The organism is Mesorhizobium sp. M7A.F.Ca.CA.004.06.1.1 (assembly GCF_003999135.1).
In the GTDB taxonomy this organism is placed as follows: domain Bacteria; phylum Pseudomonadota; class Alphaproteobacteria; order Rhizobiales; family Rhizobiaceae; genus Mesorhizobium.
In genome coordinates this window covers 1-1,671 of sequence record NZ_RZPQ01001013.1, presented here as the reverse complement: position 1 = coordinate 1,671, position 1,671 = coordinate 1, and the positions used below count along the sequence as shown (strand labels likewise).

Annotated in this window: 1 protein-coding gene; it reads right to left on the bottom strand. The window is 70.3% G+C overall.

Annotated elements, in window-relative coordinates:
* A partial coding sequence (gene hrpB / locus EN906_RS33290) for an ATP-dependent helicase HrpB (RefSeq protein WP_127375729.1) occupies positions 1 to 1,625 on the bottom strand: 1,625 nt, incomplete at its 3' end.
* Positions 1,626 to 1,671 lie beyond the last annotated feature (46 nt).

Genomic DNA, 1,671 nt, shown 5'->3' with positions numbered 1-1,671 from the left:
CCCGCCAGCGGATCGGCGGCGTCGAGCATGGCGCCGGAGCCGTTGGCCAGCACGAAACGGCCACGCTCGCCGCGCGCCTTCGCCACCCGATCCGGCCAGGCGTGGACGAGCAGGGGACCGGCTGCCGCAGCTTCGCTGCCCTTCGCCTCGCCAGCCTGCCTCGCCAGCCGTTCGGCGAGCTGCTTGGCGGCTGTAGCGCGTGGCGATTTTTCCCCGCGAAAACGCATCAGCCGCCGCTCCAGATCGGCGCCGTCGCCACCAAGGCCGCGTTCGGTGAGCAGCACGGCAAGCATCGCCGCCTCGAAGGCATGGCCGCTGCCGGCTGCCTCGGCAACCATGTGCGCCAACCGCACCGGCAGGGCGAGCTTGCGCATCGCTGCACCCGCGTCCGTCAGGCGCCCCGTGTCGTCGATGGCATCCAGCGCGCGTAGTAGCCCCCTTGCCTCATTAAGGGCCGGAACAGGCGGCGGATCGAGAAAAGCGAGCCCTGCCGGATCGGCAACGCCGAAGGCAGCGCAATCGAGCAGCAGTCCGGACAGATCGGCCTCAAGGATTTCCGGCGGCGTGAAGGCGGGGAGTGCAGCCGTCTGCTCGGCCCGCCACAACCGGATGGCGACGCCTGGCTGCGTGCGCCCGGCACGGCCGGCGCGCTGGTCGGCGGAAGCCTTGCTGACGCGCACGGTCTCCAACCGGGTGAGGCCGCTGGCCGGCTCATAGCGCGGCAGCCGCGACAGGCCCGAATCGATGACGACGCGCACGCCGTCGATGGTGATCGAGGTTTCGGCGATCGAGGTGGCCAGCACCACCTTGCGGCGGCCGGCCGGCGGCGGCTTGATCGCCGCGTCCTGCGCCTTGCCGTCGAGCATGCCGTAGAGCGGGACGATGTCGGTATCGGTGCCGACCTTGCCGGCCAGCCGTTCGGCGGTGCGCTCGATCTCGCGCTGGCCGGGCAGGAAGGCAAGCACGCTGCCGCTCTCGTCGGCAAGGGCAGCGCGGATCGCCTTGGCCATCGCGTCCTCGATGGCGATGCCGGCGGGGCGTTCGTCATACCGGATGTCTACGGGGAAGGCGCGACCCTCGCTTTCGACGACCGGCGCGCCCGACATGAGTTTGGCGACACGCGCGCCGTCGAGCGTCGCCGACATCACTGCCAAGCGCAGATCCGGCCTGAGCGCCCCTCGGACGTCGAGCGCCAGAGCGAGACCAAAATCGCCGTCGAGCGAGCGCTCGTGGAATTCGTCGAAAATGACAGCCGAAACACCGGGCAGTTCGGGATCGTCGAGGATCATGCGCGCCAGCACGCCTTCGGTGACGACCACGATCCTGGTCTTTGCCGACATGCGGTTTTCCATGCGCATGGCATAGCCGACGGTGGCGCCAGGTTCCTCACCAAGCAATTCAGCCATCCGGCGGGCGGCGGCGCGGGCGGCGAGCCGGCGCGGTTCAAGCAGGATGATCTTGCCGGCGCCGAGCCAAGGCGCGTCAAGCAGCGCCAGCGGCACCAGCGTCGTCTTGCCGGCGCCCGGCGGCGCCACCAGCACGGCGCTGCTGCCATCGCCGAGCGCTTCCGTCAGCGCCGGCAGCACGGCGGATACAGGAAGCTCCGGCAGGGGTTTTGTGGTCATGGCGCCCGCATATCAGCGGTTACGGCCAAGGCGCGACCAGAGGCGG